The sequence below is a fragment of the Kitasatospora sp. NPDC049258 genome, from assembly GCF_040678895.1.
GTDB lineage: Bacteria > Actinomycetota > Actinomycetes > Streptomycetales > Streptomycetaceae > Kitasatospora.
The window spans coordinates 216,460-232,500 of record NZ_JBFAQT010000006.1 but is presented as its reverse complement, the minus strand read 5'-3'; the positions used below and the strand labels follow the sequence as shown (position 1 = coordinate 232,500).

At 76.0% G+C, this 16,041-nt stretch carries 12 protein-coding genes; 8 read left to right on the top strand and 4 right to left on the bottom strand.

The features are described 5' to 3' along the window. Positions 1 to 48: 48 nt before the first annotated feature. Complete coding sequence (ligD, locus tag AB0K43_RS08345) at positions 49 to 1,050, bottom strand: non-homologous end-joining DNA ligase (protein WP_363637117.1); 1,002 nt, start codon at positions 1,048 to 1,050, stop codon at positions 49 to 51. Positions 1,051 to 1,297: 247 nt separating this feature from the next. Here ligD and AB0K43_RS08340 point away from each other — a divergent pair, with 247 nt between their 5' ends. From AB0K43_RS08340 to AB0K43_RS08310, 7 genes are all read left to right on the top strand, one after another. After that, entirely contained in the window at positions 1,298 to 2,485 is a 1,188-nt protein-coding gene (locus tag AB0K43_RS08340) for an ATP-binding protein (protein ID WP_363637115.1), read from the top strand. Positions 2,486 to 2,487: 2 nt separating this feature from the next. Next, complete coding sequence (locus AB0K43_RS08335; RefSeq protein ID WP_363637113.1) at positions 2,488 to 3,303, top strand: response regulator; 816 nt, start codon at positions 2,488 to 2,490, stop codon at positions 3,301 to 3,303. 145 nt (positions 3,304 to 3,448) lie between these two features. Continuing rightward, complete coding sequence (locus AB0K43_RS08330) at positions 3,449 to 3,919, top strand: hypothetical protein (RefSeq protein WP_363637111.1); 471 nt, start codon at positions 3,449 to 3,451, stop codon at positions 3,917 to 3,919. 60 nt (positions 3,920 to 3,979) lie between these two features. Beyond that, entirely contained in the window at positions 3,980 to 5,275 is a 1,296-nt protein-coding gene (locus AB0K43_RS08325) for a DUF4407 domain-containing protein (RefSeq protein ID WP_363637109.1), read from the top strand. A 95-nt stretch (positions 5,276 to 5,370) separates the two neighbouring features. Beyond that, complete coding sequence (locus AB0K43_RS08320; protein ID WP_363637107.1) at positions 5,371 to 7,998, top strand: GTPase domain-containing protein; 2,628 nt, start codon at positions 5,371 to 5,373, stop codon at positions 7,996 to 7,998. Beyond that, positions 7,995 to 11,261 carry a hypothetical protein gene (locus tag AB0K43_RS08315; protein ID WP_363637105.1) on the top strand — a complete coding sequence of 1,089 codons (3,267 nt, stop codon included), beginning with the start codon at positions 7,995 to 7,997 and terminating at the stop codon, positions 11,259 to 11,261. Before AB0K43_RS08320 ends, AB0K43_RS08315 begins: the two co-directional genes overlap by 4 nt. Beyond that, positions 11,261 to 12,253: a hypothetical protein gene (locus AB0K43_RS08310; protein WP_363637103.1), complete on the top strand. Its 993-nt coding sequence runs from the start codon at positions 11,261 to 11,263 to the stop codon at positions 12,251 to 12,253. The genes AB0K43_RS08315 and AB0K43_RS08310 overlap by 1 nt, the downstream gene beginning before the upstream one ends. A 120-nt stretch (positions 12,254 to 12,373) precedes the next feature. On the opposite strand, the gene AB0K43_RS08305 is transcribed toward AB0K43_RS08310, so the two are convergent. Further along, positions 12,374 to 13,147 (bottom strand): maleylpyruvate isomerase family mycothiol-dependent enzyme, encoded by a 774-nt coding sequence (locus tag AB0K43_RS08305; RefSeq protein ID WP_363637101.1) that lies wholly within the window; start codon positions 13,145 to 13,147, stop codon positions 12,374 to 12,376. Positions 13,148 to 13,436: 289 nt separating this feature from the next. On the opposite strand from AB0K43_RS08305, the gene AB0K43_RS08300 reads away from it, so the two are divergent. Continuing rightward, positions 13,437 to 14,498: an ATP-dependent DNA ligase gene (locus tag AB0K43_RS08300; RefSeq protein ID WP_363637099.1), complete on the top strand. Its 1,062-nt coding sequence runs from the start codon at positions 13,437 to 13,439 to the stop codon at positions 14,496 to 14,498. A gap of 65 nt (positions 14,499 to 14,563) precedes the next feature. Here AB0K43_RS08300 and AB0K43_RS08295 read toward each other — a convergent pair whose 3' ends face one another. Together AB0K43_RS08295 and AB0K43_RS08290 are read right to left on the bottom strand one after the other, a co-directional pair. Then, on the bottom strand, positions 14,564 to 14,785 hold the full coding sequence (locus AB0K43_RS08295) for a hypothetical protein (RefSeq protein ID WP_363637097.1): 222 nt from the start codon (positions 14,783 to 14,785) through the stop codon (positions 14,564 to 14,566). Positions 14,786 to 14,889: 104 nt separating this feature from the next. Beyond that, positions 14,890 to 15,858, bottom strand: coding sequence for a TetR/AcrR family transcriptional regulator C-terminal domain-containing protein (locus AB0K43_RS08290; protein ID WP_363637095.1), 969 nt, complete (start codon positions 15,856 to 15,858; stop codon positions 14,890 to 14,892). Positions 15,859 to 16,041: the final 183 nt, after the last annotated feature.

Below are 16,041 nucleotides of genomic sequence, written 5' to 3'. Positions count from 1 at the left end.
CACCGGCATCCGTGCGGTGCCCCGGTTCCTCGTCAGCATGCGCCCATGCTACGACCCGGGCTTGCGCGCCCGGCTCGGCTGGACCCGGGCCGGCTCGCCCGGCATCTTCGGGTGGTCCGGCGGGTAGGGCAGGTCGCCCTGGTCCTGCCGGTGGTAGAGCTCCAGCACCTGGTCGAGGGCGAAGGCGTGCTGCTCGATGTCGGCGTGCACGTCGCCGAGTTCGGCGAAGCGCTCGGGCACGGTGCGCAGGTCGAAGTCGGTGGGGACGACCTCCTCCAGTTCCTCCCAGCGCAGCGGGGTGGAGGCGGTGGCCTCCGGGCGGGGGCGCAGCGAGTAGGGCGAGGCGATGGTGCGGTCCCGGGCCATCTGGTTGTAGTCGACGAAGATCCGCTCGCCGCGCTCCTCCTTCCACCACTTGGTGGTGACCTTGCCCGGCATCCGCTGCTCCAGCTCCCGGCCGAGGGCGATCACGGCGTGCCGGCAGTCGGTGAAGGTCCAGCGCGGCTGGAGCGGCACGTACACGTGCAGGCCGCGGCCGCCGGAGGTCTTCGGCCAGCCGCGCAGCCCGTACTCCTCCAGCAGCGGGCGCAGTTCCTTGGCGGCGGCGACGGCGTCGTGGAAGTCGGTGCCGGGCTGCGGGTCGAGGTCGATGCGCAGCTCGTCCGGGTGCTCGGTGTCGCCGCGGCGGACCGGCCAGGGGTGGAAGGTCAGGCAGCCGAGGTTGGCCGCCCAGAGCACGGCGGCCGGCTCGTTGGGGCAGATCTCGTCCGCGGTGCGGCCGCTGGGGAAGGCGATCCGGGCGGTCGGCAGCCACTCCGGGAGGCCCTTCGGGGCGCGCTTCTGGTAGAAGAACTCGCCCTCCACGCCGTCCGGGAACCGCTGCAGCGTGGTCGGCCGGTCGCGCAGGCCGCGCAGCACCCCGGGCGCGACCGCGAGGTAGTAGTTCGCGATGTCCAGCTTGGTGTAGCCCCGCTCCGGGAAGTACACCTTGTCCGGGTTCGACAGCCGCACCGCCCGGCCGTCCACGTCCAGTTCCACAGCTCCAGCCATGGGGCCCACGCTAGGGCGTACCGGACATATCGCCCCGCATTGGCGCGCGCCGCCCCGGGGTCCGACGGGTGGTGCCGCCGACCCGGTGGGCCCGGGGTGGCGGTATGTACATCGTCAACTCCCGTGGAATCATTGAAAGTTGTTCTTCCATGCCGGCCTGTTCGTGAAGGTTCTGTGCCATGCTGGTCGCCCGATCAAGCTGCGGGACGCTGGGGGCGGGTTGCACGGCAGATGGACGGCGTCCTGGGTGCTGCCCTCGCGCGCCGGTGAGACCGGTACCGTCGCGGACGGCACCGAGGACCGCATCAAGCGGATGATGCGGCTGATCCGGATCGGCACCTCGGCCTTCATGCTGCTGCCGCTACTCGCCTGGGGCCGGCTGGAGCACCCGTGGATCGCGGTGGCGGCGGCCGGCGCGGCGATCGGCGAGGCGCTCTGGTTCGACCGCCGGGCCGCCCTCGCGGCCGGCCCGCTGGACCGCGGCACCGTGCTGCTGGACGCCGGGTTCTGCGTGGCCCTGATGGCGCTGGGCTCCCGGGCCGCCGCGCCGGACCTGCGCAACGTGATCATGACGGAGCTGGTCCCGTTCAGCCTGGGCTCGGCCGCCGTGGTCGGCATCTCCCGGGTCGGCCGCCCGCTGGGCCTGGCCGCCGTCGCCGCGATGATGGCCGCCTGGACGGCCGCGGTCTACCCGGACGTCCAGCTCAAACTCGCCTCCGACCTGCTCGGCTTCGCGCTCTGGTACGTGCTCGGCCGCCGGATCGCGGTCACCTGGCGCGACCTGGCCGACGCCACCCGGCGGGCCCAGACCGAGAGCGAGGAGCGCCGCCGCACCATCGCCGAGCAGCGCCGGCAGCAGCGCGAGGCCCGCCACCGCGACGAACTGCACAGCGCCATCCACGACATCATGCTGCCGGTGGTCAACCACGTGGCCTCCGGCCGCCCGATCGAGGAGAGCGAGGTGCGCTGGGCGCGCTGGACGGTGGCGCGCGCCCGGCGCTGGCTGGAGGACCCGAGGGAGGCGGACGCGCACGGGCTGGAGGCCGCGCTGCGCGGGGTGGTCGAACAGTTCACCCTGCGCGGCCTGATCGTCACCGAGACCCTGATCGCCCTCGCCGAGCCGCCGCCCGAGGTGGTCAACGCCCTGGAGGGATCGGTCGCCGAGGCGCTCAACAACGTGGTCGCGCACGCCGGGGCCGAGGGCCAGACGGTGGTGCTGTTCGCCGAGTCCGGGCCGCAGGGCGTGGTGGTCAGCGTGCAGGACCGCGGCCGCGGCTTCGACCGGAGCGGGATCAGCCCCGGCGGCGGGCTCGGCCGAAGCCTGCGCCGGATCGAGCACCACGGCGGCCGGGTCACCGTCGACTCCCGGCCCGGCCGGGGCACCAAAGTCCTGTGGGAGTGGGACCGCCCGACGGGCGGCGGAGCGGAGGAGTGACCATGCGGACCCCGGCGGACATCAGACTGGGTGTGGTCGACGACCACCCGACCTTCCGGGCCGGACTGCTCTCCTCGCTGTCCACCGCGGGGTTCCGCGAGCTGAGCGCGGTCGGCAGTACCGAGGAGCTCGGCACCCTGCGGCCGGACGTGGTGCTCTGCGACCTGGAGTTCCCGCCCGGCCACCGCTCGGGCCGGGCCGCCGTCGAGTACGTGGTCGGCCTCGGCTGCCAGGTCATCGCCTTCTCCCACCTGGCCAGGGCCGACGCCCAGCTGGACGCGCTGGCGGCCGGGGCCCGCGGCTTCGTCCCCAAGTCGGAGGACCCGGCGGTGTTCTGCCGGGCGGTCGCCGAGGTGGCCGGGGGCGGCCACTGGATCGACCCGGCGCTGGCCGGCGCGCTGCTGCGGGACGTCGCGCTGCGCCCGCTGGCGCACCACGAGATCGGCCGGCCCGAGCTCGACCTGCTGCGGGCGCTGGCCCAGGGCGACGCACCGGCCGAGTTCGAGCAGCGGGCCGGCCTGCCGGCGGGCGGCGCGGACCGCCTGCTGGCCCGGGTCCTGGAGGCGGAGGGGCGCCGGCGCCGGGTGCTGCTGCCCTCCGCCAGGGAGTACGAGATCATCGAGCTGGTCGGCCGCCAGGGCCTGCCGGCCCGCGCGGCCGCCGCCCGGCTGTACATCGGCGAGTCGACCCTGAAGACCCACCTGGAGAGCATCCGCCGCAAGTACGTGGAGACCCGCACCACCGTCCGGCCGACCATCACCCCCCGCGAGGCAGCCCGCCGCTGGGCCGAGGAACTCGACGGCCGCGGCCCCGCCTAGGTCCCGTCCGGCCGGCGTCCGGCGGGCTTCGCGGGGGTCGGGGCGCAGGCCGGGGCTCGGGGGACATCCCCGAAACGGTGACTGGCCGGGCGGGGGGTGGCGCGGGAGGATCGGCCGTCGTCCGAGAGCCCGGGAGGTGGCGGCGGTGGAGTGGTGGAGCCGGCTGTCCGGGCACCCGCGACCGGAGCCCGAGGAGTTCCTCGCGCTGTTCCTGGACCGCACCGACCTGCCCGGCCCGCTGCACCTGATCTGCCCGCCGCAGGGCCGCCGGCCGCCCGAACTCGCCCCGCCCCTGACCGGGGTGGTGACCAGCGGCGCCGCGGTCTGGGCCGCCCCCGGCGACGCCGCGCTGCACCGGATCGACGACCTGCGCTGGCTCTTCGCCCGCCCCCGCCACGCGGCCCTCGCCGCCGGCCGGCTGAGGACCGAACTCCGGGCCCCCGCGGCCGCGGCCGACCGGGTGCTGCTGCTCGGCCTGGTGGTCGCCCGGCTGGTCTGCGCCCCCGGGCAGGACGCCGGGCCGCCCGGCCCCGCGCTGGCCGAGCTGGCCGCCCGGGCCGCCGCCCGGGCGGCCGCCTCCCCGCTCGCCGGCCACCGTCCCCGAATCGGGGACTGACGCAACCAGCCACTCCCTTCGCACACTTGGCCGCATCGAGGCCGTGGAGAGGAGGCCGCCATGTCACCGGAGCCGATCCCATGGGGCGAGGTCCGCGGAGCCGAGCCCGAAGCCGCACCGGCGAGCCGCGCCACCCGCTTCCTGCGCTGGACCGCCGGCGCCGACCCCGCCCACCTGCTCACCCCGGGCGAGCGCACCCGGGCGGCCGGGGTGGGCGGCCTGATGGTCGCGGTCGCGGTGCTGGCCGCCGGCTCGGCCGCCGTGCTGATGGCCCTGGTGATCGGCTCGCCCCGGCTCTGGTTCCTGCCCCTCGCGCTGTTCTGGGGCGCGCTGGTGTACGGCATCGACCGGGCGATCCTGGCCGAACCGGACTACGGCGACCTGCGGCCGGCCGAGACCCTCGCCGACCGGGCCGCCGAGGGCGCCGCCGGTGGGGCGCCGCTCGCCGTCCGGCGCGGGCGGCTGCGCCTGCACCGCTGGATCGCCTACCCGCTGCGGATCGGCCTGGCCCTGATCGTCGCCGTGCTGATCAGCGAATCGGTCTGCCTGGTGGTCTTCCAACCGGAGATCCGCCAGGTGATCGCCCGGGACTCCCGCACCGGCTACCAGGACGCCGTCACCGCCCAGGCCGACCTCCGGGTCGCGGCGCTGCAGCAGGGCATCGACCGCCGCAACCAGCAGATCGCCGGCAACGACGCGCAGGTCGAGGCCGCCAAGAAGGCCCTGGACGAGGCCAACGACCACTACTACCGGGAGACCGGCAACGCGGACCGCCCCGGCTTCGGACCGCTGGCCGCGACCGAGAAGGAGAAGGTCCGCGCCGCCGAGGCCGCCTACCAGGCCGCGAGCGAGCGGCGCGAGCGCGACAACGCCGCGCTGCGGCAGCAGAACGCCACCGACCAGGCCGCCGTCACCGCCCTGCGCACCCCGGGCTCCCCGGAGTACCAGGCGCTGGCCGACAGCGAACCGCTCCGGGCCGCCCACGAGGTCGCGTACGCCAAGGCCGGCTGGCTGGCCCAGGAGCGCGCCCTGCGCACCTTCCGCCAGGAGAACCGGGACGACCCGGTCGTGGTGTGGCTGCCCTGGCTGGTCCGCGGCCTGCTGCTGCTGGTCGACCTGTTGCCGCTCACCCTCAAGCTGCTCAGCGGCAACACCCTGCACCACCAGCGGATCCGCGAGCAGGCCGAGTTGATCCGCTATGCCGACCGGATCGAGTACGCCGCCACCGTGCACTCGCTGGACCTGGCGGTCGACCAGAAGCTGCGCCGCACCCGCCTGGCGGCCGACCTGGCCCGGGAACGCGACCGGCGCTTCCACGACACCAGGACCGACCACCTGCGCCGCCCCGGCCCCTGACCCGCCCACTCCGCCCCTGACCCGCACCCCGCCCCGCCCCGCCCCGCCCCGCCGCACGTACCCACCCGACCGCAGCACCACCCCGGAGGGGAGACATGGACCAGTACCACCAGGAACGGGACGAGCTCCGCAGGCTGGCCGAGCGCGCCCTGACCGTGCTCACCACGCTCCCGCCCGGCGGCCCCCAGCAGGGCCGGGCCGCCGACCGGGCCCGTACCGCCGCCCGGCTGCTGCACGCCGCCGCCCAGCGCAACCCCTCGCTCGCCCTGGCGGGCGGCTACGCGGCCGGCAAGACCCTGCTGATCTGCCTGCTCACCGAGCTGCCCGGCCTGCTCGCCGTCTCCCGGGTGCAGACCACCGGCAACCTCACCGCACTGCGGCTGCACCCGGCCCCGGCCGGCACCGAGCCGGCGCTCGGCACCGCCTCCGTCTCCTACCTCTCCGCCGAGGCCGTCGCCGACCTGGCCCGGTACGTGCTGGACGGCATCGTGGGCACCGTCCGCAGACGCGGACTCGGCTACGACGTCACCGGCCTGGTCGGCCACCAGCCGGTGAACCTCGCCGAGCCGGCCCGCTCGGACTGGTCCCGGGTGGAGGAGTTCTGCCGCCGGATCTGGCACTCCGACAACATCGAACTGCGCCAGTGGGGTTACGAGCTGCTCCAGCTGCGCGACGCCCTCGCGGTGGGTGCGGAGCTGCTGCCGCGCACCCACCTCGGGCCGCCGGTCGCCATCAGCGCCGAGCTGCTCCAGGCCGCCATCGAGATCGGCGACAGCCGCGCGCTGCCCGCCCAGGTGCCGCCGGCCCGCCCGGTGCTCCCGGTCACCCCGGACACCGGACTCGACGCGGCCGCCCTGCGGGCCACCTTCCCGCTGATCCGGCAGATCGCGATCGACGTCCGGCTCCCCGTCGACGTCTGGGACTTCGGCGGGCTCACCGTCGAGCTGCTCGACTTCCCCGGCCTGGACTCCGGCTCGCTGCGCGACCGCTTCCTGGTCGAGCGCGAACTGCCGCGCGCCAGCGCCGTACTGATCGTGCTCCAGGCCGAGCGGGCCGTCAACGACCATGTCTCGGCCTTCCACAGCATGCTGGAGCAGGGCCGCTTCCTGCGCAGCGGCCTGGCCGACTCGGTGCTGGTCGCCGCCAACCGCTTCGACCTGGTGCCGGTGCCCGACCCCGTCCCCGACACGGTCGCCGACTACGCCGCCTCGCCGGTCCACGAGACCTTCGCGGCCCTGCACCGCACCGCCGGGCTGCTCACCCGCGGGCGCCACGACCGGGTCGCGCTGACCTCGGCGCTGGCCGCCACCGCCGTCCGCGGGCAGGCCCCGTGGGGTGAGACCAGCGCCGTCGACCAGCGCCGCGCCGCCGAGAGCCGGGCCGGCTGGCACCGGGTCCGGCAGCACCTGGCGGTCGCCGACCCGCGGCACCCGGTGACCGCCGCGCTCGACGCCTACGGCGCCGACGGCGGCATCGCCGGTCTGCGCGTCCTGATCGCCCGCCACATGCGCGGCGCCGGCCTGAAGATCTGGCGGGCCGAACTCCGGGCCGCCGCCCGGGCCCTGCACGCCGCGCTCGGCGAGGTGGCACTCGGCACCGCACCGCGCGCCAAGGCACCCACGGCCTCCTCCGCGGAGCGGGCGGCGCTCGCCGACCTGCGCGCCGCGCTCCGGGCGGCCACCACCGACCTCGGCCACCGGCTGGAGACCCTGCCGCTGCTCGCCCAGGTGCCGGCGGCCGGCGGCCCCACCCTGGCGCAGACCCTGCTGGACGCCGCCGCCCGCGCGGTGCACGGCTGGGAGATCTGGCTCGACACCCTCCGGCACGCCTCCACCGGCCGGATCAGGATCGAGGACCCGACGGGCCCCGCGGACCGCCGCCCCGGACCGGACCGGGACGCCCCCGACCCGTACGCTCCCGACCCGTACGCCGCCGACCCGTACGACCCGCGGCTCCGCGACCCCGACCCGGACGACGACTGGGGCGACTGGCGGAGCCCCACCCCGGCCGCCGGCCCGGCCCGCCGGCCCGCACTGACCACCCAGGACTTCCACGACCAGTACCTCGCCGCGGTCACGGAGCTGGACGGGATCACCCGTACCCTGCTCACCGCGGCCCTGAAGGAGTGGGGGCTCGCCTCGCACGCCCCCGGCGCACCACTGGCCCGCGCCGCCGAACTGTTCACCGCCTGGCGGCCGCTGCTGGCCGCCCGCCTGGCGGTGCTCGACCCGCCCGCACTGGTCACCCACCGGGTACGGATGCTCGCCCAGCTGGTCGACCCCGGCCTGGCCGCCGCCCGGCTCGACAAGGTCGCCGCCCGGCGGCCCGCCTCCGCCGAGCCGACCCACTACCCGCTGGCCGAGGCGCAGGCACTGCCCTGGCACCCCGCACTCGCCCCCCGACTGGCCGAGCAGGCCGCCGAGGACCTGGTCCGCACCGACCTGGAGCGGCTGCTCCGGCTGCGCCGCGACCTGGTGCGCGGACTGCACCACGACGCCTGCCGGCGGCTGCACGCCCTGCTCGCCGCGCTCACCGCCGACCTGCTGCGCGGCCTCAAGGCCATCGAGACGGGCCTGCCGACCGGGGTCGAGCTGGAGCGGATGCTCCACGCAGCCGGCCCGGCCGACCCCACCGCCGACCCGGACCCGGCCGCCGACCTGCACACCCTGCTCGACGACCCGTCATGGCCCGCCCCCGGCACGGAAGACGAGGAACTGCGTTGACCGACCAGACCACCACCACCGCCGGTACGCCCAGCCCCGCCGGTACGCCCAGCCCCGCCGGTACACCCGGCCCCGCCGGTAGGCCCGGCCCCGCCGGCCGGGCGGCCCGCGAGCCGCTGCGCGCCGCCCGGACCTCCGGGGCCGCCGTACTCCACCCGCTCACCATCGACCTCGGCTCGCACTCCTCCACCCTCGCCCTGTTCAGCAACGAGCAGCTGACCGGCCACCCGATCGACCCGGCCCAGGAGACCACCCTGCTGGCCGAGTTCGCCGCCCTGCTGACCGATCCCGCGTTCGAGACCCTGGCCCCCGGGATCGTCGCGCGGACCTGGGAACTGCTCACCGCGATGCTCCCCGAGGACCGGCTGCCCGACCGCCCCGCCGGCCCCGCCGCCCTGGCCGACCTGCTCGACCCCCGGCGGACCGGCGGCGACCCGGCCGTCCCGGGCCTGGCGGCCGCCGCCCCGGCGGAGCCGTACCAGGAGGCGGCGCTGCGGCACGCCGTCACCCTCGCCGTCGAGGAGCTGACCGAGCGCCGCCACGACCTCGCGCCGGAGGTCTACCGCGACCTCGCGCCGGCGGTGCACCGCGTCCACGACACCGCCTTCCAGCAGGACGCCCTGCGCAGCCTGCGGATGATCCTGCTGCGGATCAGCCAGAGCTGGGACCGGCCGGAGATCCGCAGCGTGCTCGCCGCCGACCTGCGGGACATCCGCGCCTCGGTGCTGACCGACCGCGTCGGCGCCGCCCCGGGCGACCACCACCTGATCGTCCCCGGGCTCAAGCGCTGGCTGCTGCGGCCCCAGCCGTTCCCCGCGCTGGAGGTGCCGGGCCGGCCCGACGGCTGGCGGCCGGACACCGACCTGCTTCTCGCGCAGGCCTACCACGACCTCTCGCGCCGCGCGGAGCGGGCGCTGGCGGAGGCCGTCCGGCGCGGCACGGCCACCCCCGAGGAGGCCGTGCTGGTCGGCCTGCCGGTCGAGCAGGTGGTGGTCACCTACCCGGTCAGCACCCCGCCGGCCGCCCGCACCAGGCTGCAGCGGCTGGTCCAGGACGCGCTGGGGCTGCGCGCCCCGGGCGACGTGGACATCAAGTTCGACGAGGCCACCGCGGCGGCCCTGTACTTCCTGCTGAAGGGCTTCGGCGGCGACCTGGAGGCGGGCCTCGCCGAGTTCCGCTCCCGCGCCGAGCCGCTGCCCGGCGCCGAACCGCCGACCTGGCGGCAGATCATCGCGGTGACCGACATCGGCGGCGGCACCACCGACATCGCGCTGCTCGCGGTCGACCTGGAGGACCACACCGACCGCCCGACCTCGGCGGGAGCGGGCGCCGACCCGACGGACGGACCGGAGGAGCAGGACGGCATCCGGCTGGCCGGGCGCCGCTACCTGCTGCGCCCCCGGGTGCTCGGCAGCACCGGCCACCCGCAGCTCGGCGGCGACCTGGTCACCCTGCGGGTCTTCTACTGGATGAAGGCCGCCCTCGCCGACGCGCTGGTGGCGGCCGCCCGCAAGCGGCAGGCCGGCGGCGGCAGCACCAAGGGCTTCAGCACCGCGATCGCCGAGGCCGCCGCCTCCGACTGGACCGACCTGGCACCCCAGGTGCTCGCCTCGCACCGGCCGGAGCCCGTGCCGCCGCACGTCCGGGCCCTGCTGCGGACCCTGCTGCCCACCCACAGCACCCGCCCGGCCCGCGACCCGGCCCGCGACCCGGCGCACGACCCGGCCGCGCCCGGGCCGAGGCCCGTACTGCCCCGCTCCCGTGCGTTCGACGCGCTGTGGAACCACGCCGAGTACACCAAGAAGGACTATTTCGCGGCCGAGCAGGACGGCTCGGTCACCAAGCCGCTCGCCGCCGACCTGCCCGCCGACTGCCCCTTCCGTAAGGACGTCGAGGCGCTGCCGGAGCCGGTCCGGCTGCCGGTGGCCGGCTTCGAGGCGATCGTCCGCCCGGTGGTCGAGGAGGCCGTCCGGATGGCCGCCGACCTGGCCCGCCAGTGCCTCGGCGGTGCCTACGAGGACCGGGTGGACATCGTCGCGCTCTCCGGACGCACCACCGAGATGCCCCAGGTGCGCCGGATCGTCGGCCGGCGGCTGGTCCGGGAGTTCTCCGGGCGCGCCGACGGCCGGCGCCCGCTGGCCTGGGACCCGGCCCGGCTGATCGGGGCCGGCCGGTACGCCAAGCAGGCCGCCGTGCTGGGCGCCTGCTGGGCCCGCGGCACCCTCGACTACCGGACGGAGAACGACCGCCAGCGCCACCTCGGGGTGGACCGCCTCGACATGCGGATCGAGAACCTGCTGCTCACCCTCCCCAGCGGCTTCGGCCTGGCCACCAACCGCGGCCTGCCGATGCCCTGGCTGCGGGCGGGCCGGCCGATCGACCTCTGCGACCCCACCGGCCGCTGGTTCGTCCGGACCGCCTGGCGCCGTCTGATCCCCTCGATCGACCTGCACCGCATCATGGGCCGCGACCGCTCGATGGAGTGGGGCCGCTACCGCTACCTGGCGCACAGCCGGCCCGAGGCCGGCGCGGTGCTGCCCGAGGACGTCTGGTTCCGGATCGAGCTCGACCAGGAGCTGATCCCGACCCTGCTGCTCTGCCGGGGCGACCGGCAGGGGGTGCGGCCCAGGCTCCAGCCGTTCCACGCGGGCGACCCGGTGCACGCCCCGTACGCCGGCGGCGACCTGGAGAGCCGCCCGATCGAGCTCTCCGCCGTCCCGGAACTGGCCGGCTGCTTCGAGGACGGCAGGCTGGTGCGGATCCCCAGGCTGTCCGCGCGCCCGGCCGAGGAGGCGGGTACGCCGGCCGAGGTCTTCCCGTCCGGTGAGGCACGGGCCGTGCTGGAGTACGACTTCGTCACCGACGGCCCGGCCCTGGCGGCGCGCCCCGCCTTCCCGACCCCCGGGGAGGTGGAGACCCCCGGCGCGGTCTCGCCCGTCCCGCTGCCCACCGCCGGGCCCGACCACGTGGTGCCCGAGGTGTACGAGCTCTGGGCCGACGCCCCCGACGGTCCGGTCGGACTCGGCCGGCTGCGGTCGCCGACGCTCGGGCCCACCCCGCAGACCCCGCTCGGGCCGGTCCCGGTCTGGGCGCTGCTGGACGGCCGGGGGCGGCTCCGGCTGCACCGCGGCCACCCCGCCCACCTGGAGGCCCGCTCGCTCGCCGAGATGGAGGCGATGCCCGGTCATGTCTTCCGCACCGCGATGGACCCGGGCATCTCCGACTGGAACGACGACTGTGACCCGTTCACAGGAGACCACTGATGACAGAGCACCAGCAGCAGGCCCTGGCCCGGTTGCTCGCGGACCCGGCCGCCGGGCCCGCCCCGGCCGCCGCCTGGAACGTCCTGCGCAGCACCCTGTTCGACCTCGGCTCCGGGCCGTCCGGCCTCCTGGGGGAGGAACGGCTCGCCGACCTGGCGGCCGCACTCGCCCTGGTCGGCGCCGTGGACGCCGGCGCCCGGGAGGCGCGGGCCGCCCTCGCTACGGGCGGGGCGACCGGCGAGGCAGTCGGCGAGGCGACCGGCGGCGGGACGGGCGGCGGGACGGGGGAGGCAGTGGATCCCGTACCCGCCCCGCCGCCGAGCCCCGCCGAGCGGTACGAGCGGATCGCCCGCGAGGCCGTCCCGGATCCGGCGGCGGCCGAGCTGCTGGCCGGGGCGTACCCGCAGCTGCTCGCGGCGGTCAGCGGGCTGCTGGCGCTCGCCGCGGCGGGGGAGAGGCTGGGCAGGATCGACATCGGCCGGGGCGGTGGGGACGGCGCGCTGTCCCGGTTCGAGAGCGCGGCGGACCTCGCCGCCTACCGCAGCGACCTGCTCCTCGCGCTCGACCAGGTGGTCGGCGCGTCCTCGACGGCCGACCGCCTGGTGGCCCTCAACCTGCTCGACCGTCACCTGCGCGAGCTGGTGCCGGTCGCCGAGGACGGCCCCGGCCGCCTGCTGGTGCTCGCACCGCCGGCGGACGGCCGCTGGGCCGAGCTGCTCGCCGGGAGCCTGGCCACCCAGACCGCGCTCGCCGGGACGCCCGGCTGCCTGCTGAAGGTGGGAGTGCCCGAACCCGGCGGCGACTTCCGCCGGGTGCGGGACGCCCAGCTGCTGGCGGAGGAGAACTGCCTCGCCCAGCCACCCCGGCCGGCCGGGGCCGAGGAGTACCGGGTGGTCTGGGCGTACCAGGGCTGGCTGGTCGACGAGACCAGCGGCCGGCCGGTCCCGCTCTGCCGGGCCAGGGTGGTCTTCACCGAGCGCCCGCTCCGCTAGGAGCTGTCCTGGCGATCATGAGCGGAGCCAGCTGACGAGTGCTGCGGCGGTGACGGTGTCGGGTGTCGTGCGAGGCCGGCCGGTGGCCGGGCGTCAGGACGGGCGTCACAAGTGCGCGTTCTACGCGTTCGGGTCCCAGTCTGCGAGCTGCTCCATCGGCTCGGAGTGGCCGGTGATCTCCAGGCCGTCGAGCGGGACGCGCTCGTAGAAGTAGAGGACCAGTTCGCTCGCTGCGCCTCGCATCGCCATGTCGCCCGGCTCCGCGTCGGCGGCGAGACCGTCGCAGCGGACACCGTCGGCGTCGAGGGTCAGGCGCCAGGAGCGGCCCTCGGTCGTGTGCAGGTCGATGGTCGCCGGCTTGAACGGCCAGGGGACGGTCGTCGCCGAGACGGTCGTCAGGAACTCGTCGACGCCCTCGACCGCGACGTCCGTCGGCAGCGGCTGTGCGGCGCCCTGGGTGAGCTGGGCGTCGTAGGTGTGGACGGCGATCTCCTGGATCTGGTGCCGGGCCACGGCTCCGCTGGTCTCCGGGGCCTGCGAGCGGCCCCACCAGGTCCAGCAGCCGCGGTCCGGGCCGGCCTCGCGCATCGCGTCGAGCATGAGCTCGGTCGACTCGGCGAGCCAGGCGTCCAGGGCTTCGCGGTCGCGGGGCGCGGTCGGGGCGCCCTTCGGGTCCGTCTTCGCCGGGGGCTCAGCGCCCGGGCCCGCCGCGACGATGGCCGCCTGGCGGCGGCGGCCGTCGCCGAGGTGCTGCGCCAGTTCGCGCAGCGTCCAGTCCGGGCAGGTCGGGACCTGGACGTCAAGGTCGGGGGCGGACGCGATCGCGGCGCGGAAAGCGGCCGAGCGGTCTTCGATCAGCCGCAGGACCTCGGGGAACTCCAAGATGTATTGCACGGCGGTTATGTATCACGGCGCTCCGGCCGTCCGGTAGCGATTTTGTCGGACGAACGCGTCGACGGCCGGGCGCAGCGCCGGCGCCGAAGCCGTCCTGACACTCCGCGCACCGCTCGCACCGGCGCGACCACCAGGCCCGCTACCGACTCGCTGCTCGACCGACGAAGCCACTCCCGGCAATCCGCACCCCTGGCCGATGTCAGCGGCCCGAGTGGTGTCCGCGCCGGCGGCTAGGCCGACCGGTCCGCATCGGCGGGCGGCCGGGCGCGCGGGCGGCCACCATCGGAGCATGCAGCTACCCCTGATGCCGCCCGTGTCGCCGATGCTCGCCAAGTCGGTGGCCGAGATCCCGCCCGGCATGCAGTACGAGGCCAAGTGGGACGGGTTCCGGGCGATCGTGTTCCGCGACGGCGATGAGGTCGAGCTCGGCAGCCGCACCGGCAAGCCGCTGACCAGGTACTTCCCCGAGGTGGTCGAGGCCTGCCGGCGCGAGCTGCCGGAGCGCTGCGTGGTCGACGGCGAGATCGTGATCGCCCGGGACGGGCGGCTGCGCTTCGAGGAGCTGCTGGAGCGGATCCACCCCGCCGCCTCCCGGGTGCGCACCCTGGCCGAGCGCACCCCGGCCTCCTTCCTCGCCTTCGACCTGCTGGCGCTCGGCGACCGGGCGCTGGACCAGCGACCGCTCGCCGAACGCCGGGCCGCCCTGACCGAGGCGCTCGCGGGCGTCCGCGCGCCGGTCCACCTGGCTCCCGCGACCACCGATCTCGACCTCGCCCGCACCTGGTTCACCCGGTTCGAGGGCGCCGGGCTCGACGGCGTGGTCGCCAAGCCGCTCGACCAGCCCTACCGACCGGGCGAGCGCACCATGTTCAAGGTCAAGCACCAGCGCACCGCCGACTGCGTGCTGGCCGGCTACCGCGAGCACAAGAGCGGCCCGGTGGTCGGCTCGCTGCTGCTCGGGCTGTACGACCCCGACGGGCGGCTCCAGCATGTCGGCGTCTGCGCCTCGTTCCCGATGGCGCGGCGCCGCGAACTCGCCGAGGAGCTCAAGGAGTTGCGGATGGACGGCTTCGCCGGGCACCCCTGGGCCCAGTGGGCCGACGAGGGCGCCCAGGCATCCTCCCGGCTGCCCGGTGGGCCGAGCCGGTGGACCGGGAAGAAGGACCTCTCCTGGATCCCGCTGCGGCCCGAGCGGGTCTGCGAGGTGGCGTACGACCACATGGAGGGCAGCCGCTTCCGGCACACCACCCAGTTCCGCCGCTGGCGGCCGGACCGCGACCCGGCCGGCTGCTCCTACGAGCAGCTGGCCGAGCCGGTCTCGTACGACCTGGCGGACCTGCTCGGGGCCTGAGCGGGCGGCGGTCCGGGCTCCGGCCGGGGCCCGAGCGGGCGGCGGTAGGGGTGCCCGCTCGGTGCTCAGCGACGGTTGCGCGGGTGCTGGCGGGCCGTCCGCTCGTTGCCGTGCTTGTAGTGGCCGGTCCAGCGGGCCATCACCAGCTGGGCGTCCCCGGACTCGGCCTCCTCGACGAACTCCGCCGCACGCGGCCCGCGCAGCCGGGCCGCCACCTTCCCGTGGTGCCACACCACGACGCTGCCGTCGGGGTGCTGCTGGTAGCTGAAGCCGGAAGGTGCGGGCATGGGTTCCTCTCGTGGACGGTGGGGCCGCCCGTACCCTGGCAAGACCGCGCGCCCGGCGCAACGGAGTTTCGGTCCCGACGGGCCTACGGCGTGCGGGCCGTCGCTCACCGCGGCCCGGCGTCGACCAGGACCGCGATGCCGTCGAGGATGCGCCGCAGTCCGAACTCGAAGAGGTGGTCGAGGTCGAACTCGTACCCGGCCGCGGTCAGCCGCTCCAGGGCCGGGAACCGGCCGGTGCCGAAGAGTGCCAGGAAGGCCGGCTCCTGACGCTCCAGCCACTCCTCGCTGTCGAGGCCGCTGAGCGCCTCCGCCTCGGCCTCCGACTCCAGGTTGATCGCCGTGCCGCGGATGTAGTTGAGCAGCATCAGGTGGGCGGTGAAGGCGGTCGACGGGTCGAGTCCGTGGCGCTCCAGCGTGGCCAGCACCCACTCGCTGTACGGCACCGCGCCGGGCAGCGGTTGCGGCCGGGTGATCGACAGGGCCGGTGCCAGCCACGGGTGCCGGCGGAATCCGGCCCACAGCTCGCGGGAGGCCAGCTCCAGCCGGGGCCGCCAGAGCGGCGGCGCGTCGGCGGGCAGCGCCAGCTCCGCCCAGGCGGTGTCCATCATCCGGATCAGCAGGTCGTCCTTGTCGGCGACGTGCCGGTAGAGCGACATGGTCGCCACCCCCAGCTCGGTGCCGACCCGGCGCATCGAGACCGAGGCCAGCCCTTCCGAGTCCGCGACCTCGATCGCGGTGGCCACGATCCGGTCCGGAGTGAGGGCCTGCTCCGCCGCCGGCTTCCGGAGGCCGGGCCCGGTCCGCGCCGCGGGCCGCGGCGCCGTCGCCGCGGGCGGCTCCGCCGGCGTGCCCGCAGCGGCGACCACCGTGCCGACTCCCGGCACCGCCCTGACCAGCCCCTGCTGCCGCAGCTCGGTGAGCACCTTGGTGGCGGTGGCCATCGCCACGCCCCACTCCCGGGTGATCTCCCGGGTCGACGGCACCCTGGCGCCGGGCGCCAGCCGGCCGGTCTCGATCCGCTGCCGCAGCTCGGCCGCGATCCGGCCGGAGCGGGACTCCCCGTACTCGCCCACCCGTTCTCCTCCGCACTAGTGCACCTCGGTCGCACCGGGTGGCCGCCAGCCTAGCCGTCGGGGGCGGTCCGGTCCCGTCCGAGGGGCTCGCGAGCGCCCGCAGTACTAGTGCACCGACGGCCAACTCTCCCGATGGTAAGCGACTTCAGCGCCTTGCGCCCCTGATGCGTACGCCGTACATTC